Consider the following 20779-nt stretch of genomic DNA (forward strand, 5'->3'; position numbering starts at 1 on the left):
ATCCGGCCGCTCACTTTTGCTTGAACGAAGCTCGCAAACGTCTTCTCGCCGGCTCTGTCGGTACGGGATATCCAGCAAAACCAGTGAAGAGCAATGTCTATCGGCGCATCGACCACCGCAGGCCGATCGTCGCTGCGATCCCCAGTATCGGCCACACCGCCCAGAAGGTCCCGCTCCAGGTGAAGAGGTTGATGCCGATGATGCCGAGCGCGACGATCGCGAGCGTGGCAAACTTGCGATCGAACCAGGTCTGACCGCGATTCCAGGCAAGCGCCGCCACCACGGCAAGCGCCAGCACGGGAAACCGCGCCCAGAAAACGCCCTCCCACGACAGGAGATTGATGACGATCAGCACGACGGCGATGACGCCGAGCACGGCAAACAGCTTCCGTCCGCCAGGCGCCGGCCTTGCCTCGGTCATGACGGCGGCCGCTGGCTGCGGCCGGGTGGCGGCCGCTGGCTGCGGCCGGGTGGCGGCCGCTGGCTGCGGCCGGGCGGCGGCCGCTGGCTGCGGCCGGGCGGCGGCGGGTCGTTCGGCAGGCGGGGCCTCGTCGCTTCCGTCGCCGATTCTCACCGCATAGCTCGGCACGCCCTCTTCGACGTTCTTCACCATCAGCGGCCCGAGAAACTCGAAACCGACCGCCACCTTGTTGCGCACCTGGTCGTAGACGGTGCTCGATATCACGATGCCGCCGGGGGCGGCCGAGGCCTGCAGCCGCGCGGCGATATTGACACCGTCGCCATAGATGTCATCGCCCTCGACGATCACGTCGCCGAGATTGATGCCGATGCGGAAGAGCATGCGCCCGTCGCTTGGGCGGCGGGCATTGAAGCCGGCAAGTTCGTTCTGCGTATCGACGGCGGCGCGCACCGCCTCGACCACGCTCGGAAACTCGGCGATCAACCCGTCGCCCCAGGTGTTGACGACACGGCCGCCATGGCTTTCGATGAGGTGTGCCATCGCCTCGCGGCAGCGCTTCAGCGTCGCGAGCGTCCCCTCCTCGTCGGCTCCCATCAGCCGCGTATAGTCCTGCACGTCAGCACAGAAGATCGTCGTCAGCTTCCGCCGGGTTTCGCTCATGGTCACTCGCCTTTGCGCTATCGGCCCCGAAAGGTCGCTGCAAGGTGGAATTGGGTTGAGTGGAGACCAATATGAACGATTGCAGCGGCGGTAAATTACGCAGCCTTTGTGTTTGTTGCCATCGATAATTGCAGATCGCCGCCGGATGCGGACGAATGGATGGACGCGCACGACGCGCGTTAGCCCGGCGCGCCGCAAGAAACCCAGATCATTGAACGATCTTGCGCGGACTCGCCGTATGTTCTTTCGCCACGGTGCTCGAACCGTCGATTTCCTGAAGCAACACATCGTAGCCCCAGAGATCGGCGAGATGTTGAAGAACGAGCTTCGTGTCACCTTCCTGCAGATAGCAGCCGTTCATGACGATATGCTGCAGCAGCAGTCGCCGGTCGCCGGCGAGATCGACATCGACGATATCGATTGCCGGATCGGTCCAGCCGATATCGTATTCGCGGGAGAGCTGGCGGCGGATGCGCAGATAGCCACGCTCATTGTGAATTGCCGAGACCAGCACACCTTCGGTCTGTTCCGGGTCGTCGTAGAGATGGAACAGCCGCAACCGCCGGATCAGGTTCGGGCTCAGGAACTGACTGATGAAACTTTCGTCCCGATAATTTGCCCAAACGTCGCGCAGGACCCCCATCGCGTCGCCTCGTCCCGCAATATCGGGAAACCATGCCCGGTCCTCTTCCGTCGGCTTCGTGACGACCCTCTCGATGTCCTGCATCATCGCAAAACCAAGCGCATAGGGATTGAAGCCCGAGAACCGCCGATCGTCGTAGTTTGGCTGGAAGACGACATTGGCGTGGGACTTCAGGAATTCGAGGAAGTTCCCGTCGCTGATCTGCCCCCGCTCGTGAAGCCGGTTCATGATCTGGTAATGGACGAAGGTGGCGGTTCCCTCATTCATCACCTTAGTCTGCCGCTGGGGGTGGAAATATTGCGCGACGTGGCGGACGATGCGAAGGATCTCGCGCTGCCACGGCTGCAGCCGGGGCGCGGATTTCTCAAGAAAATAGAGGATGTTATCCTGCGGGAGACCGAGCGCGGCACGGCGCTTCTCCAAGCCGATGTCACCCGCCTTCTTCGCCTTGCCGACGGGAACCGTGCGCCACAGGTCGTTGAACATCTGCTCTTCGTGGGCGCGACGCTCCTGCTGCCGCTTCTCCTCCTGGCGAAGGTCGATTGTGGTCTTGCCGGCATATCGATGCACCCCATGCGACATCAGCGCATGCGCCGCATCGAGCGTTCTTTCGACGGCCGTCTCGCCGTAACGCTCTTCGCAGCGGGTGATATAACCCTTGGCGAAATCAAGGTAATCGAGAATTCCCTCGGCATCGGTCCAGAGCTTGAAGAGATAATTGTTCTTGAAGAAGTGATTGTGGCCGAAGGCCGCATGGGCGATGACGAGCGTCTGCATCGTCGCCGTGTTTTCCTCCATCAGATACGAGATGCAGGGAGAACTGTTGATGACGATCTCATAGGCAAGGTCGCGCATCCCGCGGCGGTAGAAGGTTTCATGATGCGCAAAGTGTTTTCCGAAGGACCAATGGCGGTAAAACAGCGGCATGCCGGTCGAGGAATAGGCATCCAGCATCTGCTCCGAGGTGATGACTTCGATCTGGTTCGGATAGACATCGAGACCGAGCTCGCCGAGCGCGATCTCCTCGCACGCATCATGGATGCGCTGCAGCGTTGCAAAGTCCCAGTCGGCTCCCTCGAATAAGAGCCGCTCTCTTGGCCTCACCGTCATGGTCATGGCGTCACCTTCGACTGTGCCTCACGTTTCTGGAAGAGATCGTGGAAAACAGGGAATATTTCGCTTCGCCGGCAGACCTTGCGCATCGAAAGCGGCAGCGGTTCGGAACGGATCCCGTCATAGAGCATCCAGAGGGGCGACCGCGACACTGAAGAATCGCCGCCTTCCTCGCCGACTTCGATATAGGCGAAATACTGGCACAGCGGCAAAATCTCGCGCAGCAGCTGCCCGGTCAGATTTCCGTCCGAATGGGCGTTGTCGCCGTCCGAGGCTTGGGCGCCATAGATATTCCACTCCGCCGGATCGAAACGCGCCGCGATGATCGCCCGCATGGCGGCAAGCGCGCTCGACACCAGCGTGCCGCCCGTCGCAGGACCGTAGAAGAAGGTTTCTTCGTCGACCTCCTCTGCCCTGTCAGTATGGCGGATGAAGACGATTTCCACTTTCTTGTAGCGTTTCGACAGGAAAAGGTAGAGCAGCAGGTAGAACCGCTTGGCAAGGTCCTTCATGTGCTCCGACATGGAGCCCGAGACGTCCATCAGGCAGAACATCACCGCTTTGGCGACAGGCTTCGGCTCGTTTTCGAAGCGGCGGTAACGCACGTCGAGCGGATCGATATAGGGAATGCGCCGGCTTTTTTCCGTCAGGGATTTGAGTTTTGCCTCAAGCGTCACGCGGGTCTCGTCGTCCTCGCATTCCTCGATCTGCCGCTGCAGGGCTTCGATTTCTTCGCGGCGCGGGCGGCCAAGCGCAACGCGGCGCATCATCGCCAGCTTCGTGGTGCGACCGACGGCAATGTTGGCGGGGGATCCCGATACGGAATAACCGGCCCGAAACGGAGTTTCTTCCTCCGTTTCGGCTAGACGCCGCTTGGCAAGGTCTGGCAATTCAAGATCATCGAGGAACACATCGAGGAATTCCTCCCGCGTCAGCACGAAGCGGAAGCCGTCCTCACCGTCGCCTTCGCCTGCATCTTTTGGTTTTCCGCCCTTTCCACCCGGCGGCCGCGGAATGATGTCCCCTTCGACGAAAGCCCGGTTCCCGGGCAGGATGTGATCGGCGATGCCGCCTTCGCCCCGTCGAAAGCTTGGTTCGGCCATTCCATCGATCGGCAGGCTGATCTCCCCACCGTCGAGCACGTCTCGAATGTTTCGATTTTGCAGCGAACGTTTCACCGCCTGCTGCACGGCTCCCTTCATGCGTCGAAGGAACCGCTGACGATTTTCCAGACTTTTACCGCGCGGATTTAGCCGCCGGTCGACAATGTGCATAATGGCTCCGCATTAACTTGCCTGTTTGACGCGCATGTACCATTCGACGAGGCGCCGAACCTGCCTTTCCGTGTAACCTCGCGCGGCCATGCGCGAGACGAATTCGCTATGCTTCTTTTCTGTTTCCGAATCCTTCTTCGATCCGAAGGAAATGACCGGCAAGAGATCTTCGACCTGCGAGAACATACGCTTCTCGATGACTTCCCGGATTTTCTCGTAGCTCGTCCATGACGGATTTTTTCCGCCGTTGGCTGCCCGCGATCTCAGAGAGAACTTGACAATTTCGTTGCGGAAGTCCTTCGGATTGGCGATCCCCGCCGGCTTTTCGATCTTCGTTAGCTCCTGGTTGAGGAGCTCGCGGTCGAGAAGCTGACCGGTATCAGGATCCTTGAAGTCCACATCTTCGATCCAGGCATCGGCATAGTCTACATAGCGGTCGAACAGATTCTGTCCGTAGTCCGCATAGGATTCAAGATAGGCCTTCTGAATCTCGTTGCCAATGAACTCTGCGTAGCGTGGCGCAAGATCGGCCTTGATGAATTCCAGATAACGCTTCTCGACATCGTCGGGAAACTGCTCGCGACGGATCGCCTGTTCCAGCACATACATCAGATGGACGGGATCGGCGCCGATATCCGTGGTGTCGTGATTGAAGGTGGAGGCGAGCACTTTGAAGGCGAAACGGGTCGATATCCCGTCCATGCCTTCGTCGATCCCGGCAGCATCCCGGTATTCCTGGACGCTGCGGGCGCGTGGATCGCTTTCCTTCAGGCTCTCCCCGTCATAGGTGCGCATCTTCGAGAAGAAGGTCGAATTCTCGTGCTTGCGCAGGCGCGAAAGGACGGAGAACCGCGCCAGCATTTCGAGCGTTGCCGGGGCGCATGGTGCATCCACCAGTTCCGATCCCTCGATCAGCTTTTCGTAGATCTTCTGTTCCTCTGTCACCCTGAGACAATAGGGCACTTTGATCACGCAGATGCGGTCGATGAAGGCCTCATTGTTCTTGTTGGCCTTGAAGGTCTGCCATTCCGCCTCGTTCGAATGCGCAAGGACGATGCCGGAGAAAGGTATGGCGCCGATATTCTCGGAGCCGATATAATTGCCCTCCTGCGTTGCCGTCAGCAGCGGGTGCAGCATCTTGATCGGCGCCTTGAACATCTCGACGAATTCGAGCACGCCCTGATTGGCACGGTTCAGTCCGCCCGAATAGCTGTAGGCGTCCGGATCGTTCTGAGAATAGGTTTCCAGTTTGCGGATATCCACCTTGCCGACCAAAGAGGAGATGTCCTGGTTGTTCTCGTCTCCAGGCTCGGTCTTGGCAATCGCGATCTGGCGCAATCGCGAGGGTTGTATCCTGACGACGCGGAATCGGGAGATATCGCCGCCGAAATCGTCGAGCCGCTTCAGGCACCACGGGCTCATCAATCCGTTCAGGCGCCGCTGCGGGATCCCGTACTGCTCCTGCAGGAGCGAGCCCATCGTCTCGGGATCGAAGAGATTGAGCGGGCTTTCGAACACAGGGCTGATCTCGTCACCGGCCTTCAGCACGTAGATCGGATACACCTCCATCAACTGCTTCAGCCGCTCCGCCAGCGACGACTTGCCGCCGCCGACCGGACCGAGCAGATAAAGAATCTGCTTGCGCTCCTCGAGCCCCTGCGCCGCATGCCGAAAAAAGGAGACGATGCGTTCGATTGTCTCTTCCATGCCGTGAAAGCCGGCAAAGGCCGGATAAACCCGGATGGTCCTGTTCATGAAGATCCTGCCGAGGCGCGCGTCCTTGGCGGTGTCCACCATCTGTGGTTCGCCTATGGCAGCGAGCAGACGCTCGGTCGCGTTGGCATAGGCGATCGGGTCGGTTTTGCAGAGATCGAGATATTCCGACACCGACATGTCGCTTTCGCGGCGCGATTCATAACTGCGTGTGAACGCATCGAATACGGATTCACTCAGCATGGGACCTCCATTAAGGTAATGCCGCAGGCTCTAAGCCGTATAACCATCGAGATGGCCACGGCGTTCCTAAGAATCAATAGTTTCGTAGGTATATTCCACGCTGACCGGCCGTTTGTGGCAATGCACAAAATCGTGCATGCACCGGTATTTTTTTACTCCACGAAACTGTTTCTTATTGTAGTTGAGAAAAGGCTTGTCGCGATATCAGCACATTTAGCGACGTGACATGGAAGTAAAAAAGGTATGCAATAGCGCCCGTGATTCGAGCCGTAAATAATCGGCGATTGCCCGCCGGTGAGAGCCAGTCGGCTCCGACAGCGGGCAGCGAGTTCGCCGCCCGCAGAATGAAACCGGGCGAACGTCACATCCGACCGGCATATCCTACTCATGCGCCTCCTGGCTCTCAGCCGTTGAACGCCTTTTCCAGCGCAGCCACATCGATCTTGACCATGCCGAGCATGACTTCGGTGACGCGCCTTGCCCGCTCGCGATCTTCGTCGGCGATCATCTCGGAGAGCGCGCGCGGGACGATCTGCCAGGAAAGGCCCCAGCGGTCCTTCAGCCAGCCGCAGGCCTCCGGCGTGCCGCCATTGGCGAGGAAGGCATCCCATATCCGATCGATCTCCGCCTGGCTTTCCAGAAGGATCGCTATCGAAAAGGAATGGTTGAAGCTGTCGAGCGGACCGGCCTTCATCGCCAGGAAGGCTTGGTCGCCAAGCGTGAACTCGATCAGCTCGACGCTGCCGGGAGGGCCGCTCGGGGTTTCCGCCGGAAGTATGGTGGTTCGGCCGATCCTGGAATCCGGAATGATCGACACGTAGAATTCTACGGCTTCGCGTGCCTGCTCCGCGAACCAGAGATTTGAAATGACCTTGGGCATGGACAGCCTCCTTGTTGGCGAGTATCCCGGACTTCTGTCCGATGCTTCGAGGACGTCTGGTCGGCACCGGTTCCGACAGGCCGCGATCGGATTTTTTGGCCGCCCACCCCCCCGCAATAGCGGTGGCTCGGGAATGAAAGCAGAACATCTTTTCTGGTCTTTCCTTCCCGAATCACTACATTACGCGCCATGAGCAATAGTTTCGACGATATTCCCTTCTTCGACGAGGAGCCGGGCGATGTGGCGCGTAAGCCGCAGCCGTCTGTCGCAACCGCCGGAAGGCCGGCCGCCGGCGGCGGCATCGCCGCCCGCGCCATGGCGGCCCGTGACGGCGGCAAACGGCCGGACTATCTCGCCGGATTGAACCCGGAACAGACCGAAGCCGTCGAAACGCTGGAAGGCCCCGTCCTCGTGCTCGCCGGCGCCGGCACGGGAAAGACGCGCGTGCTGACGACCCGCATCGCCCATATCCTCAATACCGGCCGCGCCTTCCCGTCACAGATCCTCGCCGTCACCTTTACCAACAAGGCCGCGCGCGAGATGAAGGAGCGCATCGCCCTGCTCGTCGGCGGCGCCGTCGAAGGCATGCCGTGGCTCGGCACCTTCCACTCGATCGGCGTCAAGCTCCTGCGCCGCCATGGCGAGCTCGTCGGCCTGAGCTCCGGTTTCACCATTCTCGACACCGACGACGTCGTGCGCCTGATCAAGCAGCTGATCCAGGCCGAAGGCCTCGACGACAAGCGCTGGCCGGCAAAGCAGTTCGCCGGCATGATCGACACCTGGAAGAACAAGGGCCTCGGACCGGCCGATATTCCCGAAGGCGACGCCCGCGCCTTTGCCAATGGCCGCGGCCGCGATCTCTATTTCGCCTATCAGGCGCGCCTGTCGACGCTCAACGCCTGCGATTTCGGCGACCTGCTGATGCATCCGATCGCGATCTTCCGCAAGAATCCGGATCTTTTGAAGGAATATCACGGCCGCTTCCGCTATATCCTTGTCGACGAGTACCAGGACACCAACACTGCTCAGTACATGTGGCTGAGGCTTCTTGCCCAGCGCGCCAAGGGTGAGCCGCAGAATGTCTGCTGCGTCGGTGACGACGACCAGTCGATCTATGGCTGGCGCGGCGCGGAGGTCGACAATATCCTGCGCTTCGAGAAGGATTTCCCCGGCGCCAAGGTGATCAAGCTCGAGCGCAATTACCGATCGACCGAACATATCCTTGGCGCCGCCGCCCATCTGATCGCCCATAATGAAGGCCGCTTGGGCAAGACGTTGTTCACCGATCGCGCCGACCCAGATGACGTCAAGGTCCAGGTTCACGCCTCCTGGGACTCGGAGGAGGAGGCCCGCGCCATTGGCGAGGAGATCGAGCAACTCCAGCGCAACAAGCATCTGCTGAACGACATGGCGATCCTCGTGCGCGCCTCCTTCCAGATGCGCGAATTCGAAGATCGCTTCGTCACCCTTGGCCTCAACTACCGCGTCATTGGTGGCCCGCGCTTCTATGAGCGCCTCGAAATCCGCGATGCCCTGGCCTATTTCCGCCTGGTGGCGCAGCCGGCCGACGACCTCGCCTTCGAACGTATCATCAACACGCCGAAGCGCGGCCTCGGCGATACGACGGTGCGCGCGCTGCACGATTATGCACGCGCCCGCGACATCCCGATGCTGGCGGCCGCCGCCGACATCATCGAGACGGACGAGCTGAAGCCGAAGGCGCGAAAAGCCCTCTTCGACGTGATTCAATCTTTCCGCCGATGGCAGGAACTGCTTGAAAACACGCCACATACCGAACTTGCCGAGCAGATCCTCGAAGAGTCCGGCTATACCGACATGTGGAAGAACGACAAGAGCGCGGAAGCCCCGGGCCGCCTGGAAAACCTGAAGGAACTGATCCGCTCGATGGAAAGCTTCGAGTCAATGCGCGGCTTTCTCGAACACGTCTCCCTTGTGATGGATGCCGAGACCAACGAGAACCTCGACGCCGTCTCGATCATGACGCTGCATTCGGCCAAGGGCCTGGAATTCGACACCGTTTTCCTGCCCGGCTGGGAGGAAGGCCTTTTTCCGCACCAGCGCTCGCTCGATGAAAGCGGCCGTGCCGGCCTGGAGGAGGAACGCCGCCTCGCCTATGTCGGCATCACCCGCGCCAAACGTCGCTGCCACATCTGGTTCGTCTCCAACCGCCGCATCCACGGTCTCTGGCAATCGACCCTGCCCTCGCGTTTCCTGGACGAATTGCCGGAGACCCATGTCGAGGTCGCCGAGATGGAACAGAGCTACGGCGGTTACGGCCGCGGCGGTTACGGCCAGTCCCGCTTCGACAAAGCCGAACCCTTCGCCAACTCCTATTCGACCCCCGGCTGGAAGCGCGCCCAGGCCAACAGGACCGACGCCACCCGCGACAATTGGGGCACCCGCTCCGGCCACGCCGTCGAACGCATCGGTTATGGCGAAAGCGGCCCGAAGGGACGCACGATCGACGGGGAACTGGTGGCGAAGTCCACGTCCTCTGAATCATCGCGCTTCACCCTCGGCGACCGCGTCTTCCACCTGAAATTCGGCAATGGCAACATCACTGGCATCGAAGGCAACAAGCTGACGATCGATTTCGATCGCGCCGGACAGAAGCGGGTGCTGGACGGGTTCGTCGAGCGCGTGTGATTTTGCGGTTATACCGCGTGGAAACCGTTATCCGAACATCCGCATACTGCTGAGCCCGAGAATATCGTTCAGCAGGGCGATGCCCATTCCGACGGCGACGATCGACAGCCCGATCAGGAACAGTCGCCGAGCCCGGTCATATTTTGCGGCGAGCAGGGAGTCGCGCGCGAGCAGATCCGCAAACACCTTCACCTGAATGGCGATACCGACGGTCAGAAATGACATCGGCAGCAGATCGACGCGGCTCCAGTCATTGGGATTGGACACCCAAAGACTGATGAAATTGAGGGAGAAACCAAGAATGATCCCGGTCGCCGTCAGCGACCCGTTGCGGAAGGTGGCGTCGATCTTTTCATCTGCTTGAGGCTCGGACATGGCTTCAATCTTGACTTGCTGATGAGCTCAGAAAGACAGAAATCGCGGCGGCCGGCAAGATCGAGCGGACGTCGCCGTCGAAGAAGGCGCTGCAGCACCTCAGCCGGCAGACCGATGAAGGCTGACACCGGAAAATGAGGCTCTGCCGGGGAGATCCGCAGTGTAAAACCTTCGCCTTCCCGCCGTTTCGAGAGGAGAGTTACTGCGATCACATATCAATGGTTGCATTAACGTGTGCTTTTTCGACTAGCCACTACCGGAGGTACCAGAATTAACACTTGCGCGCCCGCGCTGGGAAATCCACTACTGGTGTGTTGGTGTGTTGGTGTGTTGGTGTGTTGGTGTGTTCGGTGCATTTGGCATTTGCATTGCAATAACGCGAAGGGATTGGCCTTGATGAAAGCGCTGCTGCTCGTCGATATCCAGAACGGCTTCTGTCCGGGCGGCAATCTGCCGGTGCCAGACGGCGACAAGGTGGTCCCCGTCGCAAACCGGCTGATCGACAGTGGCAGATATGATCTGATCGTCGCCTCCCAGGATTGGCATCCGCCCGGCCACGGCAGCTTCGCCTCTGCCCATCCGGGTGCCACCCCCTTCGAGATGGGCGAATTGTCCGGCAAGCCACAAATGATGTGGCCCGACCACTGTATCCAGGGTACGCTCGACGCCGAATTACATCCGGAACTGAGATCCGAAGAGATCGACCTGATCCAGCAGAAGGGCGAGGATCCCAGGATCGACAGCTATTCGGCATTCCGCGACAATGACCGCGATGCTTCGACCGGTCTTTCCAATTTTCTCCAGGAACAGGGTGTCACCGATCTCGACGTCTGTGGGCTTGCAACCGATTACTGTGTCAAGTTCTCGGCGCTCGACGCGCTCGAGATGATGCCTGGGGTGCGCGTCCGCTTCATCGAGGACGCAAGCCGCGGCATCACCCCCGAAGGTGTTGCCGCCGCCATCGACGAAATGCGGGCGCACGGCATCACTGTGATAAAAAGCGCAGATGCCTTGCGCCAATGAGCTTGCGATCGCCGGCTATTTCAACAAATAGGCATCGAATGTCTCATCGCTGCCGGCAACGGGGCCGAAGCGCTTGACCAGGGTCATCTCGCTCCGGAGTGCGGAAATGTCCTCTGGCGTCAGGGACAGCAGCCAATTGTAACTTTCGCGCAATGACACCGGCGCGGCAATTCGATCAAGCCGTTGTGAGAGAAGAACGACGACAGGACCATGCTCGCTCTGCTGCAACTGCCGCGCCGTCTGCAGAATGTCGGCAAGGCTGAGAGAAAGCCGCGCATTGCGGGTATAGTGCACAATGGCACCGAACCGCTCCTCTCTTAGGAGATAGGTGCGATTGGAAACATAATAGGGTAAGGCTTCCACGAGATAGTCGGGATCCGCCATGATGATCGCATCCTTGAGATCAGGACGGGATTGAATGAACGAGCCGAGATCCTGGGCTCGGCTGAGCGGCATGTCGGTGAAAAGGAATTGATGGACCCTCTCGATGCCGGAAGCGACCTGCAGCGCGAGCAATATCATGAAGCACAGGCGCCCGATCTTCACGATGCCGCCGGCAGCTTCGGTGCCGGCAACATCGGCGAGGCCGACCCGAGGCGGCAGGGTCAAAGCGGTGATTGCGATCATGAAGACCAGCCACAGCGCCTGATGCCTGTAGCTACCTGGGTAAACCAGCGTAAAAAGCAGAGAAAGCCCGAGGAGAACCAGTGCTGCTGCGAACATCGCCGGTCGCCGGTTCGCCAGCCCCAACAGACTGCCATAGATGAGCACAGCCATGAGCGACGCGAATATCCGGGCGAACAATGGATCAGCCAAGACCAGTGCAAGGATCCGGTCGGGGTAGAACGCCATGAAATAGGAACTGGGGGCGACAAGCGCCGAAAGGACAAGCAAAGCGAAATTCTTGCCCGCAAGATCGTTCTGCCCCGCATCGTTGAAGGTCGGATAGACCGTCATGACGCAGAGAACAATGCCGACGGCGGCAATGGCAGCGGCTGTCAAAAAGGCCCGATATGCGCTCAAAGGGGGTCTTGGCCGCGCCAGAACCAGATCGAAAAACCAATGGGCGAGGAAACCGCCGACGAGGACCACCGAATGGACGTTGGTATTGGCCAGCAAGGCGAACAGCAGGCCGAGCAATATTCCGTTGCGTCGGCCTTTCCCCCAGTTCAGGACGATAAGGAAGACCACCAGCATGCTGATGCCGTAATTTCGCGACATCGCCGCGTAATCGAAGATCGAAAAGCTGCTGAACAGCGACAGCAGCATGATGGGAAGGGGCAGTTTCAACCGGAAAACAAGAAGGTAGGCGGCGGCGGCCGCAATAGTCAGTGCGACGATTTTCAAGACGACGGGCGAGCCGATCATGACATGGGCGGCGCGCAGCAGGATATACCACAGGGCAGGATGCCCCTCGCCACGCAGCTGGCGAAGCATGGCGGCGAAATTGTCTCCCTGAAGGGCCAGTGACAATGCGCGAACTTCGTCACGCCATACCGTTTCGGACCAGCAAAGCGCAGACGCCAGCGCAAGCCAGGCGAGAAAGAGCATCGCCTTGGCGAGCCTGGCGGATCGAGGTTCATCAATAACAGAGACAATCAGGGCCAAATGACACCAACCTGGTGAAGGAAAGCGCCGACCGTATCGCCGCAGCCATAATTTGGCGTTAAGCGGGCCCGCCGCCCGATTTTCAGGCGCTGGATTTCTGCTCTCTCTCAAGAAGATGAATATCTTCGGCCACGTCTTCCATTCTCTTCAGTAGGGCAGCCTGGGCATCTCTCAGCCCTCGATTGTAGAAGTACGGGCCAATCTCCTCGGTAAAAAAATCGAGCAGGAATTCGGCCGGCAGCATGCCGATGGGATCAAGTTCGCGGTCGAAATAAGCGCGGATGCGTGCAACGATCTCAGTCTTTTCTTCCCTGGAAAATTCGATCTTCTGCACGTCTGCCTCTCCGACAAATGCAATCACCACGTTGATGCTTCAGCGAAATCGATTGGTCAATCAACGAAATTCAATTGTCGCCGAAGACCATAGCTCATAAGGGAAACCTGAATTTCCAACAGGACACTCACATGAATCGCGCCGACTTTGTTGAAGGTTTGCGGGGCGGCTCGGCCGTTGCGCTGGCATCGGCGCCCTTTGGCGCGCTGTTCGGAGCGCTGGCGGTTGAAAACGGCATGTCGCTTTCCGAGGCCGCCTTCATGAGCGCCACGGTCTATGCAGGCGCCAGCCAGATGGTCGGCATCGAACTCTTCGGCCACAATGTCCATGCCTGGCTGATCGTGCTGTCGATCCTTGCCGTCAATTTCCGCCACGTGCTCTATTCCGCGGCCTTAGCGCGCTACATCGGCCATTTCAGCTCGGTGCAGAAATTCTTCACCTTCTTCCTGCTCGTCGATCCGCAATTTGCTGCGGCGGTCAAGCGCGGCGAAGCCGGCAAGCCGCTCACCTTCGCCTGGTATCTCGGCTTCGGCATCATCATCTACATCCCCTGGGTGCTGATCAGCATCGCCGGCGGCATGCTCGGCGGCTTCATCGGCGATCCCAAGGCGATCGGCCTCGATATCCTGTTGCCAGCCTATTTTCTCGGCATTGTCGTTGGTTTCCGCAAGCGCGACAATTTCCTGCCGGTGGCGCTCGTCAGCGCGGTGGCATCAGTGCTCGCCTACCGTTACGTCGGCTCGCCCTGGCATGTCAGCCTGGGTGCGGCCGCCGGCATCGTGCTGGCTGCCCTGCTGCCGCTGCCGCGCGAGGTGCCGGATCTCGAAGCCGACGCCCTTCAATCCGAAGTGCACGAGGTCTGAGCCATGGAATTCGATCTCCACATGGCGCTCGTCATCCTCGCCGCTGCAGTCGCCACCTTCGCCACCCGGATCGGCGGCTATATCCTCATCACCCGAATGAAGAGCATTCCCCCGCGCGTGGAAGCGGCGCTGAATGCCGTGCCGGCCGCCGTGCTGACGACTCTTGTCGCACCTGCCTTCTTCATCGGCGGCTGGGAATCGAAACTGGCGCTGATCGTTGCCCTTATCGTGGGCCTGCGCATTGCTCATACATGGATGCTGGTTGCCGCCTGGGTTGTCGTGATGGCATGGCGCTACACGATCGGCGCCTAGCCCTGCCTTGCGCCTGAAAGATGCGCGACCTTGCAGCCCGAAAGCAGTGTCCGCCACCTCTTGCCTAATATTCGAGCGGCAGCGTCGCGTTTTCGAGCCAAGCCCTGACGTCGTGATCGTGGATCAGCGGCATCAGCGCCTCGCATGTGCGGCGGTGATAGTCGTTGAACCAATGCAGCTCATCATGGGTCAGAAGCTCGGGAATGACGAGGCTGCGGTCGATCGGGCAGAAGGTCAGCGTCTCGAAGCCGAGCATCGGCATGTCGCCGCCGTCAATCTCCTCGGCGCCGCGCACATAGATCAGGTTCTCGATGCGGATGCCGAAGCTGCCCGGCCGATAATAACCGGGTTCGTTCGAAAGGATCATGCCGGGCAGCAGCTCCTGCGTCGAGAGCCTGGAGATGCGCTGCGGTCCCTCATGCACAGAGAGATAGGAGCCGACTCCGTGGCCTGTGCCATGGGCAAAATCGGCGCCTGCCCGCCACAGTGCGATGCGCGCCAGCGGATCGAGGTCGCAGCCGCGTGTACCCTTCGGGAAACGTGCCGTGCTGATCTGGATCATTCCCTTGAGCACCATCGTGAAGAAACGGCGATGCTCCTCTGAAACCGTGCCGATTCCGACCGTGCGGGTAATATCGGTCGTGCCGTTGATATATTGCGCACCGGAATCGATGAGGAAGAGTTCGCCTGCCTCGATCATCCGGTTGGTCTCGGTGGTGACGCGATAATGCATGATCGCTGCATGTTCGCCGGCGCCCGAGATCGTATCGAAGGAAATGTCCTTCAGCGGGTTCTGCATGCTTTGGCCGACACGGGCGCGCACCGCCTCCAGATGTTCGGCGGCGGCGATCTCGCTTACGCTGCCTGGTTTCTCCTGCGACAGCCAATAAAGGAATTCCACCATCGCTGCTCCATCCTGCAGATGTGCAGCGGCCGAGCCGTTGATTTCGACGTCGTTTTTCACAGCACGCGGCAGCTTGGCGGGATCGGCGCCCTCCACCACTTCACCGCCAGCCCGGCGGATGATCTCCGCCAGCGCATGAGAGGCGATATCAGCGTCGATCAGCACGCGGCCGCCATCCCTGGAAACGGCAGCGAGCCTCTCTTCGAGCGCCGAAGGCGGCAGCTGCGTGCAGATCTGCCCGAGATAGGCTTCGGGCTCGATGCCTGTCTTGCGCTTGTCGAGGAAGAGTTCGGCCCGTCCGTCGGCATGAATGATAGCGCGCGCCAGCGGATGCGGCGTGTGCGGCACGTCGGCGCCGCGGATATTGAAGATCCAGGCAACCGACGAGGGATCGGCGATCAGCACCGCAGCAAGGTTTTTCTTCGAAAGATCGGCAGCTATCGTCGCAATCTTGTCGCTCGCCAGCACGCCGGCCTGGGCAACATTCTGGATGGTGACGGCGCCGAGCGGCTCGGCGGGCCGGTCGTGCCAGAGCCTGTCGAGCGGATTGTACGGCAGGAAGACCAACGTCCCGCCGATCTGCGCCAGTGCTTTTTCCAGGCGCCGTACCTCCGCGCCCGCGTGCAGCCAGGGATCGATGCCGAGCCTCAGCTCCTTGCTTCCGTTTGCCGCAAGCCAGACATGCGGCGGCTCGTTGACGAGATCACCACCCGAGAACACCGAGCCGTCGACCTGTTCGGCCAGTTGCGTCACATAGCGCCCGTCGACGAAGACGATCGCTTGGGTCCGCAGGATCAGCGCAATGCCCGCCGAGCCGGTGAAGCCCGTCAGCCATGCCAGGCGCTCGGAGCAGGCCGGAACATATTCGCCGTTGAATTCGTCGGCGCGCGGCACGAGGAAGGCATCTATGCCGAGCGCATCGAATCCGGCACGCAACGCCGAAACCCGATCCTTACCGAACTGCGGCGTGGAGGTGACCTCGAAAGACTGGAACATGCTGGGAAATCCGAATGGTTGAAACGAATCCGGTTAATGGGATGCGCGCCATGTTAGCGAAATTTCAATCGATGGGGAGAAAAAGCGACGAAACGAGTCGAAGTCACTGCCGACGCTCGTCATTTTGACAGAACGATGACGCCAAGAGTTTATTTGGCACGCTTTATGCATTGGCCGCATGGCTCCCATGAGGAAAACCCTCTGCCTCCGCATTTCAGAATAGCTATATAGGCGCCATCGAACAGTTCGGATGGAACAGCAAACAAAGGTTTTTGAAATGACCGCCTCTCTCTCGCGCTTCGCATATAGCAGCCCGGTACAGGCTGGCGAACGCCAGACCGTGCGTCACGTGATCGGCGCCCGCCGCCCGCAGAACGAGGACAGCCTCAAGCTGCTCGGTGCCGGTCAGCGCGTCACGCGCCACCAGGGCGCACCCAGCTACGCGTTCTAAGCTTAAAGCCTGTTCGTCTCCTCCCTCCCGGACAGGCCCATTGGAATGCAGTAGAGCCCGCTTGAGCACTCCTCCTCCTTCGAGCTCGCGGGCGTTGGCCGGATAGGCCGGTCTAAGGCGGTGCCACTGGCGCCGCCTTTTTCTTTTGCCTGAAGGGAGCTATTGTTTTTAGACAGCGCCAAAAGCAGTTTGTCTCCCATGGCGCGCGCAAACCTCCACCTCCCTCATTCCTGTGCTCGTCACAGGAATCCAGCGTGCCCAAGTCCTTGGGCACAAGAGACTCTCTTCAATCGCTCATAAAGCTATTCACCGCGCAGACGCGCGGTGGCTGGATTCCTGTGACGAGCAGCCGCGCCTTGGCAACGGTAAATGTTTCAGGGCGAGTTTGAGCTTCGAAAACTCAAGGCCGATCGAAATGAATTGTCACCCAACCGTTCCGCCAGATCGTCCTGACATGGCGGAGCCGAGCGCCACTATAGGCGGCGATCACCTTCCACCGTTGTGACGCGAGAATGCCCGAAAGAATCACCGAACCGCCGGGCGCAAGATACGTAGCGAGCTTTGGCGCCATTCGGATCAACGGCCGGGCGAGAATATTGGCGATGATAAGGTCGAATGGGCCATGCTCCAAGAAGGCCGTCGAATGAAAGCCCGGCGCGGTCTTCGTGACGATGCCCGACGCGATGCCGTTGCGTTGTACGTTCTCAGCCGCGACCCGCGTCGCGATCGGATCGATATCGGTCGCAAGCACCGGTATATTTTTAAGCTTGCGCACCGCGATCGCCAGAACGCCACTGCCGGTGCCGAGATCGAGCGCGTTGCGAACCCGGCGCGAACGCACCACGGCATCGATCATCTCCAAGCAACCGGCCGTTGTGCCGTGATGGCCGGTGCCGAAGGCTTGGCCGGCATCGATCTCGATGGCGATGTCGCCGGAGAGGACCTTGTCGCGGTCATGCGAGCCATGCACCAGGAAGCGCCCTGCCCTGACCGGCTTCAGCCCTTCGAGCGATTTCGCCACCCAATCGACATCCGGGATGACTTCTCGCAACAGCTGAGCATCGGGAAAAGCAACCTTCAGCGCCGCCTCGATGCGGGAGCGCACATCTGACTCGTCCTCGGTCATCATATAGACCGAGGCTTCCCAGACATCCTTCTTTTCATCGATTTCGGTGGTGCCGATGGCAAAGTCTTCTTCGCCGAAGACTTGGGTCAGGAGGTCGAGGATCGCTTCTGCCTCGCTTTCGGTGGTCGACACGTAAAGGCGGATTTCACTCACGATAGGCGGTCTTTCCCGTTTCCGTTGCCCGCCACCGGTCGAGCCAACGCCCTATCACGCTGAAGCCGTCATCCCTTACTGACGAGATTCTCCAGTTTCTTTACCGCCGTGTCCGGATTTTCGCCATAGGCGATCGTTCCGGCAAACCGCCCGGCTGAATCGAGCAGGAATACCGAGGCAGTATGATCCATCGTATAGTCGCCGTTTGGATCCTTCTCGTCGACCGGCACCTTTTTGGCATAGACGCGGAACCCCTTGATGACTTCGGCGATCTTGTCGGGCGGGCCTGAAATGCCGGTAATGCGTTTGGAAACGTTGGAGACGTACTCGTTCATGATCTCGGGCGTATCGCGTTCCGGATCGACGGTCACGAAATAGGCCTGCAGTTTGTCACCATGGGGATCGACCTTCTCCATCCAACCGTTCAGCTCGAAAAGCGTCGTCGGGCAGACTTCCGGGCAATGGGTAAAGCCGAAGAACAATGCCGTCGGCTTGCCGCGCAGCGCCTGTTCGGTGATCGGCTGGCCGCTTTGAGAAACCAGCGTGAAAGGCACGCCGAAGGGAGCTTCCGCCACGACATCCCGCGACTTCATGGAATAACTCACCGCGCCGAGAACTCCGGCAAGTATCAGAACACCGATCCAGACGGCGATGCGGAATGTCTTCATGGCGTGATCCTCGATCGGGCGGATTTGCCACCCGCCCCTGTCGGCGTGATTATCGTCTCGGCCGAAGGCGCGCAATTCAAGAATATGTTTTTTGACCCGTGATTAATTGTCTCACGGACCGCAGCCGTCGATCACCCGAAAGTCAGCCTGCCAGACTTGGCGTTCATCAAAAAAGCATTGCGCTTGAACGACTTCCCTTCTGCCCGAACCGACGATCTCACGATCAACACCATTAGGAAAGGCTTAAACCGTCATGTCTATATTTAGCGGTGCGTGCGGCGTACTCGAGCCGTTCTGACATGAAGTCTGCCGAGTGGCGAAACCTCCGGACGTCCGCATGAGGGTAGGAAAAAGATAAACCCCGCGCGGTTTATGGGAGGTCTTTTCATGACGAAATCAGCAGTGCGCAAGAGCCTGTCGGTCAGCCAGCGGCTCTGGACGCTCGGCGGCGCGGCCTTCATTGGTTTCGGCACGATGCTCGGCATCGGCTGGTACGAAAATGTGCGGGTCGACGCCAGCTTGCGTCGCGCCGGCGAAATACAGACGAGCGTCAATCATATCGATGACATGCGGGTTGCGAACTTGACGATGGTCCTGGCCGCCATGGACATCATCGTCGACAAGGACGACAAGGTGGTGGAGCCGGCACGCCTTAAGCTGATCGGCGACTCCCTCGCCGCCCTTACCAGCGGCTCGAAGGAAATGCGTCTGCTCGCCGACGAGATGAATGACGGCAATCTGCTAAAGAGTTACGACGCCGACGTCGCCGCAATGGGTAAGGCCATCCAGACCGATCTAGTCGCGCTGGTTCAGCAGGGCGCGCCCGATGCGGACTTCGACAAGATCGACGACGCGATCGATAGCGCCGGCGACGAGCTGACCGCGACCCTCGACAAGCTGGCCGCTGACGGCACCATTTTCGCCCAACAACATGTCGAGCTCGCCAATGCCGTATCGCGGGAGGCCCTCATCCTGCAGATCGGCCTCGGTGTCCTGGCCATCCTCACAATGGGCGTCCTGCAATATGTCCATGGCGGCTCGATCCGGCGCGGCATCGGCGCCGTGCGCCAGAGCATGCAGCGCATCATGAGCGGCGACCTAGCCAGCGACGTTCAGGAAAAGAACCGCGGCGACGAGATCGGCGAAATGGCCCGCGCCGCCGACAGCTTCCGCCTCGCCGCCATCGAAAAACGCGACCTTGAAGCCCAGACTCAGACCGAAAGGCAACGCAGCGATGCCGAGCACCGTGCCCGCGAAGCCGCCAAGCTTGCCGATGCTGAAGCTCTGAACGCCGCCGTCAGCGCTCTCGGCGCCGGCCTCACCCGTCTGTCGGGCGGCGATGTGACCGTAACGATCGACCAGCCGTTCCGCGACGAGCTGGAGCGCTTGCGCCTGGATTTCAACCAGACGACCGTGACGCTGCGCAAAGCGATGAGCGACATCGCCATCAACAGCAGCTCGATCGAAGCGAACAGCCGCCAGATGCGCGCCGCCGCCGACGACCTCGCCAAACGCACCGAGCAGCAGGCCGCCTCGCTGGAAGAGACCTCCGCCGCCCTCGACCAGATCACCGCCACCGTCCGTAACGCCACCAACCGCGCCGAGGAAGTGGGCCACATGGTCTCTCACACCCGCGAAAATACAGCGAAGTCGGACATCGTCGTTGGTGATGCGATGGCCGCGATGGAGCGAATCGAGGGCGCCTCCCGCGAGATCGGCAAGATCATCAACGTCATCGACGAGATCGCGTTCCAGACGAACCTCCTCGCGCTCAACGCCGGTGTCGAGGCAGCGCGTGCCGGCGAGGCCGGCAAGGGTTTTGCCGTTGTCGCCCAGGAAGTGCGCGAACTCGCTGGCCGTGCTGCGGGTGCTGCCAAGGATATCAAGGCCTTGATCGGAAAATCCGGCGAGGAAGTGAAGATCGGCGGCGAACTGGTGACGGCCGCAGGTGAAGCGCTTCGCCAGATCGGCGAGGATGTTCTGCGCATCGATGAGCATGTTAAATCAATCGTAACCTCTGCGCGCGAACAATCGGTTGGATTGAACGAAATCAATACTTCGATCAGCCAGATGGATCAGGTCACGCAGAAGAACGCGGCCATGGTGGAAGAGACGAACGCCGCAAGCCATACGCTCGCCATCGATGCCGAAAACCTGACGCAGTTGGTCAAGCAGTTCAAGACCGGCGAGGGCATGAGCGCCCGGCAAACGCCGCGAGAGGCAACGGCCGCCTCGCATTCGAGACCTTCTCCCGCACGCAGCCTGATAGGCAAAGTCGCGGGCGCATTCAACGGCGGTTCCGCCGCCAAAGCCATCGCCGCTCCCGCCGGGGACAACTGGGAAGAATTCTGA

General features: G+C 60.1%; 17 protein-coding genes. 6 read left to right on the plus strand and 11 right to left on the minus strand.

Annotated features, from left to right (window positions below):
* Positions 1-97: 97 nt before the first annotated feature.
* From HJC04_RS07485 to HJC04_RS07505, 5 genes are all read right to left on the minus strand, one after another.
* The gene (locus HJC04_RS07485) at positions 98-1081 is read right to left on the minus strand and encodes an adenylate/guanylate cyclase domain-containing protein (RefSeq protein WP_221145523.1); all 984 of its coding nucleotides are present in this window, start codon (positions 1079-1081) and stop codon (positions 98-100) included.
* A gap of 208 nt (positions 1082-1289) precedes the next feature.
* Positions 1290-2840, minus strand: a complete 1551-nt coding sequence (locus HJC04_RS07490; protein ID WP_210630642.1) for a SpoVR family protein — start codon at positions 2838-2840, stop codon at positions 1290-1292.
* Positions 2837-4111, minus strand: a complete 1275-nt coding sequence (locus HJC04_RS07495; RefSeq protein WP_210630641.1) for a YeaH/YhbH family protein — start codon at positions 4109-4111, stop codon at positions 2837-2839. The genes HJC04_RS07490 and HJC04_RS07495 overlap by 4 nt, the downstream gene beginning before the upstream one ends.
* Before the next feature lie 12 nt (positions 4112-4123).
* Positions 4124-6067 carry a PrkA family serine protein kinase gene (locus tag HJC04_RS07500; RefSeq protein WP_210630640.1) on the minus strand — a complete coding sequence of 648 codons (1944 nt, stop codon included), beginning with the start codon at positions 6065-6067 and terminating at the stop codon, positions 4124-4126.
* Positions 6068-6470: 403 nt separating this feature from the next.
* Entirely contained in the window at positions 6471-6947 is a 477-nt protein-coding gene (locus tag HJC04_RS07505) for a VOC family protein (protein ID WP_088391641.1), read from the minus strand.
* A gap of 189 nt (positions 6948-7136) precedes the next feature.
* Between HJC04_RS07505 and HJC04_RS07510 the strand changes: the two genes are divergently transcribed.
* Positions 7137-9614: an ATP-dependent helicase gene (locus HJC04_RS07510; protein ID WP_221145525.1), complete on the plus strand. Its 2478-nt coding sequence runs from the start codon at positions 7137-7139 to the stop codon at positions 9612-9614.
* Positions 9615-9641: 27 nt separating this feature from the next.
* On the opposite strand, the gene HJC04_RS07515 is transcribed toward HJC04_RS07510, so the two are convergent.
* Entirely contained in the window at positions 9642-9989 is a 348-nt protein-coding gene (locus HJC04_RS07515) for a hypothetical protein (protein WP_097598119.1), read from the minus strand.
* A gap of 396 nt (positions 9990-10385) precedes the next feature.
* Between HJC04_RS07515 and pncA the strand changes: the two genes are divergently transcribed.
* Positions 10386-11012 (plus strand): bifunctional nicotinamidase/pyrazinamidase, encoded by a 627-nt coding sequence (gene pncA / locus HJC04_RS07520; RefSeq protein ID WP_210630638.1) that lies wholly within the window; start codon positions 10386-10388, stop codon positions 11010-11012.
* A 15-nt stretch (positions 11013-11027) separates the two neighbouring features.
* On the opposite strand, the gene HJC04_RS07525 is transcribed toward pncA, so the two are convergent.
* Together HJC04_RS07525 and HJC04_RS07530 are read right to left on the minus strand one after the other, a co-directional pair.
* Positions 11028-12620: a hypothetical protein gene (locus HJC04_RS07525; RefSeq protein WP_221145527.1), complete on the minus strand. Its 1593-nt coding sequence runs from the start codon at positions 12618-12620 to the stop codon at positions 11028-11030.
* A gap of 82 nt (positions 12621-12702) precedes the next feature.
* Entirely contained in the window at positions 12703-12954 is a 252-nt protein-coding gene (locus HJC04_RS07530; protein ID WP_210630636.1) for a DUF2164 domain-containing protein, read from the minus strand.
* A 131-nt stretch (positions 12955-13085) separates the two neighbouring features.
* Here HJC04_RS07530 and HJC04_RS07535 point away from each other — a divergent pair, with 131 nt between their 5' ends.
* Positions 13086-13817 (plus strand): AzlC family ABC transporter permease, encoded by a 732-nt coding sequence (locus HJC04_RS07535; protein ID WP_210630635.1) that lies wholly within the window; start codon positions 13086-13088, stop codon positions 13815-13817.
* A gap of 3 nt (positions 13818-13820) precedes the next feature.
* Positions 13821-14129, plus strand: coding sequence for an AzlD family protein (locus HJC04_RS07540; protein ID WP_210630634.1), 309 nt, complete (start codon positions 13821-13823; stop codon positions 14127-14129).
* Between the two features lie 64 nt (positions 14130-14193).
* On the opposite strand, the gene HJC04_RS07545 is transcribed toward HJC04_RS07540, so the two are convergent.
* Entirely contained in the window at positions 14194-16029 is a 1836-nt protein-coding gene (locus tag HJC04_RS07545) for an aminopeptidase P family protein (protein WP_221145528.1), read from the minus strand.
* Between the two features lie 250 nt (positions 16030-16279).
* Between HJC04_RS07545 and HJC04_RS07550 the strand changes: the two genes are divergently transcribed.
* A complete protein-coding gene (locus HJC04_RS07550) occupies positions 16280-16480 on the plus strand; it encodes a hypothetical protein (protein ID WP_221145670.1) in 201 nt (66 codons plus the stop codon).
* A 400-nt stretch (positions 16481-16880) separates the two neighbouring features.
* On the opposite strand, the gene HJC04_RS07555 is transcribed toward HJC04_RS07550, so the two are convergent.
* Complete coding sequence (locus HJC04_RS07555) at positions 16881-17759, minus strand: 50S ribosomal protein L11 methyltransferase (RefSeq protein WP_221145530.1); 879 nt, start codon at positions 17757-17759, stop codon at positions 16881-16883.
* 68 nt (positions 17760-17827) lie between these two features.
* On the minus strand, positions 17828-18427 hold the full coding sequence (locus HJC04_RS07560; protein WP_210630631.1) for an SCO family protein: 600 nt from the start codon (positions 18425-18427) through the stop codon (positions 17828-17830).
* A gap of 387 nt (positions 18428-18814) precedes the next feature.
* Here HJC04_RS07560 and HJC04_RS07565 point away from each other — a divergent pair, with 387 nt between their 5' ends.
* Complete coding sequence (locus tag HJC04_RS07565; protein ID WP_221122663.1) at positions 18815-20779, plus strand: methyl-accepting chemotaxis protein; 1965 nt, start codon at positions 18815-18817, stop codon at positions 20777-20779.

It is taken from the genome of Rhizobium sp. NLR8a (genome assembly GCF_019685235.1).
GTDB lineage: Bacteria > Pseudomonadota > Alphaproteobacteria > Rhizobiales > Rhizobiaceae > Rhizobium.

Coding starts and splice junctions, on each gene's coding strand:
- HJC04_RS07485 (WP_221145523.1), bottom strand. CDS start 1,081: ATGAGCGAAACCCGGCGGAAGCTGACGACGATCTTCTGTGCTGACGTG.
- HJC04_RS07490 (WP_210630642.1), bottom strand. CDS start 2,840: ATGACCATGACGGTGAGGCCAAGAGAGCGGCTCTTATTCGAGGGAGCC.
- HJC04_RS07495 (WP_210630641.1), bottom strand. CDS start 4,111: ATGCACATTGTCGACCGGCGGCTAAATCCGCGCGGTAAAAGTCTGGAA.
- HJC04_RS07500 (WP_210630640.1), bottom strand. CDS start 6,067: ATGCTGAGTGAATCCGTATTCGATGCGTTCACACGCAGTTATGAATCG.
- HJC04_RS07505 (WP_088391641.1), bottom strand. CDS start 6,947: ATGCCCAAGGTCATTTCAAATCTCTGGTTCGCGGAGCAGGCACGCGAA.
- HJC04_RS07510 (WP_221145525.1), top strand. CDS start 7,137: ATGAGCAATAGTTTCGACGATATTCCCTTCTTCGACGAGGAGCCGGGC.
- HJC04_RS07515 (WP_097598119.1), bottom strand. CDS start 9,989: ATGTCCGAGCCTCAAGCAGATGAAAAGATCGACGCCACCTTCCGCAAC.
- pncA (WP_210630638.1), top strand. CDS start 10,386: ATGAAAGCGCTGCTGCTCGTCGATATCCAGAACGGCTTCTGTCCGGGC.
- HJC04_RS07535 (WP_210630635.1), top strand. CDS start 13,086: ATGAATCGCGCCGACTTTGTTGAAGGTTTGCGGGGCGGCTCGGCCGTT.
- HJC04_RS07540 (WP_210630634.1), top strand. CDS start 13,821: ATGGAATTCGATCTCCACATGGCGCTCGTCATCCTCGCCGCTGCAGTC.
- HJC04_RS07545 (WP_221145528.1), bottom strand. CDS start 16,029: ATGTTCCAGTCTTTCGAGGTCACCTCCACGCCGCAGTTCGGTAAGGAT.
- HJC04_RS07550 (WP_221145670.1), top strand. CDS start 16,280: ATGGAACAGCAAACAAAGGTTTTTGAAATGACCGCCTCTCTCTCGCGC.
- HJC04_RS07560 (WP_210630631.1), bottom strand. CDS start 18,427: ATGAAGACATTCCGCATCGCCGTCTGGATCGGTGTTCTGATACTTGCC.
- HJC04_RS07565 (WP_221122663.1), top strand. CDS start 18,815: ATGACGAAATCAGCAGTGCGCAAGAGCCTGTCGGTCAGCCAGCGGCTC.